Origin of the sequence: Iodidimonas nitroreducens, assembly GCA_000710935.1 — a bacterium.
Taxonomy (GTDB): domain Bacteria; phylum Pseudomonadota; class Alphaproteobacteria; order Sphingomonadales; family Rhodothalassiaceae; genus Iodidimonas; species Iodidimonas nitroreducens.
Window position 1 is genome coordinate 1 of record BAYV01000038.1, and the last position, 3,933, is coordinate 3,933.

The window sequence follows — 3,933 nt, forward strand, 5'->3', positions numbered from 1 at the left end:
CGAAACCGACATGGCCGCTTAACTTAAACCAAATGGCCTCCGGCAATCCCGGGGCGGTTCACCTGTGCCCATGAGTTATCTCCTTTGCTGCACATTACGCTATCAAAGGAGCGGCACCAAACCGCGACAGGTCCAGACCCGAGGGCCTTTGAACTTTATCCGCCGCTCGATGCCCACCTCACACTTACGGCCATAGCATTCGTGGCAGGCTTCCATTAATAGCAGGGCGATGGCGCGGAGCACATTAGGGTCTTGTGACCGGCCCTCCCGGAGCATCGCCTCGTCGGGCGGCAGGATCACCTCGACTTATCCGTCGCAGCGGACATTTGCGCGGATGGCCGACAGCCCTCAGCGGCGGCAGCAATGGTTCCAACAGCGCCCATTCAGCGTCGGTTAAATCGCTTGGCAGGCGCAGCCCGGGTCGGGCATGCTGCGCCCAAGTGGTATCGGTCCAGATCGTTGATCTCTTCAGGTTTTTTGCAAAAATCTTGAAACAACGAAAAGGTGCGGCGTCAAGCTAACACATTGATATAAATTATCTTAATTCCAGATTAGATACTCATGCCGATGAAAAAGGGGAGGGTGAGGATGGCGGTTCGGGAGGAAAGCGAGACGGCGGACGGCGTGGTGACCCGCGTCCGTCCTTTCCTCCGCCTTAAGGCCGTTATTGAGCGGCGCGATAGTCGGGCAGGGCGTCTGTTCGATGGGGGTATCCAATTCCTCATCATTCTCAATCTCATCGCCTTTTCTATCGATACGCTCCCCAGCATCCCGGAAAATCTGCGCATCACCTTGGCGGGCTTTGAAATTTTCTCAATAGTCATTTTCACATTGGAATATCTGACAAGACTGCTTGTGGCAGATAGCAGGCCGCGCTTTATTTTCAGTTTTTTTGGGCTCGTCGATCTTGCCGCCACCTTGCCCTTTTATCTGGCATTCGGCATGGACCTGCGCGCGATCCGCGCATTGCGGCTTTTACGGCTGCTCAAATTGTTGCGCTATGGCCCGGCGATCAATCGTTTCCACCGCGCTTTTTTTATTGCCAGGGATGAATTGATCCTATTCGGCACGGCGGCCATGATCGTTTTGTTCCTCGCGGCAACGGGTATCTATTTCTTTGAAAACGAGGCGCAGCCAGAGGCCTTTCAATCGGTGTTTCATGCGCTTTGGTGGGCGGTGGCGACATTAACCACCGTTGGCTATGGCGATGTCTATCCGGTGACTGTGGGCGGGCGCGTTTTCACGGCTTTTGTTGTGATTGTGGGGCTTGGCATTGTTGCCGTTCCCACAGGTCTTTTTGCATCTGCATTGTCAAAAGCAAGGGCCGAGGAAGATGAAGCCAAACGGAGAAAGTAAAGTCTGATGGAAGCGTCAAGGGAATTAAATAACGCGTAGGCGAGACGTGAGAACAAAAAATATCCGCAAATCAAAGCTATATATTTTTCGCTAAAGATTTTTCAGAATTTTGATCTAATTTCTTTTTTTCCCTATAATACAAGTACCCTACAGCCAACAATCCTCCAAAGAGGCCGCCAACACCAAAATCAAAATACCACACCTCAACAAAAACCAATATTGTCGATAGCAATGCCATGAATTTTAAATTCATTGTCTATGCTCCCATAGCGAATAAGCTTGGCGATAGTTTACCCTGATATTGCGTGCTGGGCTGACCTAAACTAATTTCCAGTTGCACCAACAGCCCCTAACGCCACCATTACAGCAATGAGTGTCCGCGATATTAGCCATGCGACACTACCAGCAATAAGAAACCATTTATGCCAACTTTCAGCTTTATATTCCACTTTTTCCGCCCGTAAGATTGCATTTTCTCGTGAAAAGGACAGATCGTAATCTTCGTTTGTTATAACGTGGTTTATCTCAATATAATATGAAGCGGTACTATGCTTCAATGACGAAACACGATATCGTTCAACTATGGCTTGCTTCGCCACCAGTCCAGACGCACCTGCACAGAGAAATAAAATCCATGCTGTTATCTCAATCACTATTAATACCCAATGCTCTGGATATTGGAACGAGGCGATAGCAACGCTTGCCAAGGCAAACGGCAGGGAAAGCATGTAGTAGGTAAGTTTGGCTTTTTCCTCTCGGAAAGCCACACTGTTTTCTTGGTGAAGTTTCTTGTGTTTGCTGAGGTACGATTCTTTAGAAGTGTTTTCATCCATGGCTCGTTTCCGCTCTTATTTCATATTCAGCGCGTGGTGCAGCTTAGGTCTCTGTATCGTGGGTATCTCCGAGTAGAATTTCGATAGAACAAGATCGTACATATCCCGTTAATAATCGAACATCTTGTCGTTCACCAAAACCACGAGCCTGATAGGCTGATGGGCCGGGATGAAGCGTCTGACATGTGTGCTGATCATGCACCATATAGTCTTTCATATGACGGACGCAGATCGGCATGGCCAAATTCTATTGGGACAGGCATTTGGCCTCGCTTTCCTTGATATAGGTGGCGTAGGGGGTCAGTCCGATGGCGGCTCTTCGGGCATCGATCTGCTCGGGATCGGTGATCGATGGGGGGCGCAGCTTGCCATCCTCGCAATCGTAAAGCGTTCCATAAATCTGGGGGCGGCCTTCGGCAAGCTCCAACCGATCAACGAGATTGGCCGCCCGCTTTCCCGGAAACCGACCCGCCTTTGCTGCCTTCTCGAAAATATCGGCAGCCTTGTGCTGCAACAGGGGGTGGTTATCGGCATGAAGCGTGGCAAGCCAGAGCGTTTCAGCAGCACTCTGAGGAAGCGATCCCTCGCTGAATGCGCCAAGCATGTCGTCCATGGCCGCGATGACAGCGTTGCGCGTCCTCAGCACGGCGACAATGAAGAACGGATCGATGCAAAGCGTGCTATCAGCTGAATTGGCAAAAAATTGCCGCGCGCTTTCGCCGGTCAGCTCGGCCTCCAGCCAGACCGAGCGCATAAAATCCTGAAGCTTTGGCGAAGCGACGGGATCAACAGGGGCCGTATCGCCCACTTTATTCCAAAAATCTCGATAAAAGGCGAGGCTATGCTTATGGCAGGCAGCCTGCTCGTCCGGCGTCAGGTCCAATCCAAGCCTTGCCCGCCGTTTTTCCATGCTCAGGAGAATATCATAATCGGTGGCAAGAAGCGGCGGCAAATCCCGCGGAATGCTGCACCCAATCAGGCCGTCAGTCAGATCGGCCTTTTTGAAAAGAACAAGGTGCACGGCCTCGATGCACTGCAAGGGATCATCTGACGCAGGCCGGGCCGGAACCGCCGAAGCCGACGCCGCGAAAAGCGATGAAAGCAGCATAAAACCCGCTATCACGGTGCGCTGGGTTAGGAATTTTGAAGAAGGATTTGAACCGTTAAGCGCCATATTCTGACTTATCAAATTTTGCGGCAATTCGATCCCCAAAAAAAGGTAGGGTTGAGAATAGAAAAACTATGATCCCAATCAAAATAAAAATTATAGAATTAAAAACGCTATCGAAATATCGTGAACCAAAAATGCAAATCATCGCACCAGATAAAAATATGAGAAACCATTCCATTGCGAATATATCCGGCGCACGCCCATTTTTTTGCAAAGGCAATTTGGTGCAATAACGTGAACCTATCAAACTGTAAAAATAAAAGAGCATATTTATTGTAAAAATAAATGTTGAAAAAAGAAGTGCATATCCAGATATATTTGATATTTTTATTGTAAAAAAAATTAATCCTACATTGAAGGTTGATAAAATAATGCTTAATGTTGCTCGGAAAAATGATTTATATGAATAGGTAAAAATACATGCACTATTTTTACAATTTATATATGAAAGAAATAATAATGGATTATATCCATTCTTATTTTTTAATTGGTAAAGTTTCATTGGATTAGGCCGTAGACTCATAAAATCTAAGCCAAATACGGATTGAAGCGAGTTTGATTGCGGCCAGGAAG

5 protein-coding genes and 1 pseudogene are annotated in these 3,933 nt (G+C 48.2%); 1 reads left to right on the forward strand and 5 read right to left on the reverse strand.

From position 1 onward, the window contains the following. Positions 1 to 268: 268 nt before the first annotated feature. Positions 269 to 457, reverse strand: a pseudogene (locus AQ1_RS14930) (IS5/IS1182 family transposase); the annotation flags it as partial. A gap of 131 nt (positions 458 to 588) precedes the next feature. Here AQ1_RS14930 and AQ1_RS11530 point away from each other — a divergent pair. Next, complete coding sequence (locus AQ1_RS11530; RefSeq protein ID WP_042087444.1) at positions 589 to 1,356, forward strand: ion transporter; 768 nt, start codon at positions 589 to 591, stop codon at positions 1,354 to 1,356. A gap of 76 nt (positions 1,357 to 1,432) precedes the next feature. Here the strand turns inward: AQ1_RS11530 and AQ1_RS15335 are convergent, their stop codons facing one another. The 4 genes from AQ1_RS15335 to AQ1_RS15185 form a co-directional block, all read right to left on the reverse strand. Further along, positions 1,433 to 1,594, reverse strand: coding sequence for a hypothetical protein (locus AQ1_RS15335; RefSeq protein ID WP_161760585.1), 162 nt, complete (start codon positions 1,592 to 1,594; stop codon positions 1,433 to 1,435). A gap of 85 nt (positions 1,595 to 1,679) precedes the next feature. After that, positions 1,680 to 2,189, reverse strand: coding sequence for a hypothetical protein (locus tag AQ1_RS11535; protein WP_042087445.1), 510 nt, complete (start codon positions 2,187 to 2,189; stop codon positions 1,680 to 1,682). A 247-nt stretch (positions 2,190 to 2,436) separates the two neighbouring features. Further along, the gene (locus AQ1_RS14680; protein WP_052371240.1) at positions 2,437 to 3,297 is read right to left on the reverse strand and encodes a DUF6624 domain-containing protein; all 861 of its coding nucleotides are present in this window, start codon (positions 3,295 to 3,297) and stop codon (positions 2,437 to 2,439) included. Between the two features lie 55 nt (positions 3,298 to 3,352). After that, on the reverse strand, positions 3,353 to 3,933 hold a 581-nt coding region (locus AQ1_RS15185; RefSeq protein WP_462687135.1), incomplete at its 5' end, for a hypothetical protein.

Excerpts from the sequence above, each read along its gene's own strand:
- AQ1_RS11530 (WP_042087444.1), top strand. The coding sequence starts at position 589 with ATGGCGGTTCGGGAGGAAAGCGAGACGGCGGACGGCGTGGTGACCCGC.
- AQ1_RS15335 (WP_161760585.1), bottom strand. The coding sequence starts at position 1,594 with ATGGCATTGCTATCGACAATATTGGTTTTTGTTGAGGTGTGGTATTTT.
- AQ1_RS11535 (WP_042087445.1), bottom strand. The coding sequence starts at position 2,189 with ATGGATGAAAACACTTCTAAAGAATCGTACCTCAGCAAACACAAGAAA.
- AQ1_RS14680 (WP_052371240.1), bottom strand. The coding sequence starts at position 3,297 with ATGCTGCTTTCATCGCTTTTCGCGGCGTCGGCTTCGGCGGTTCCGGCC.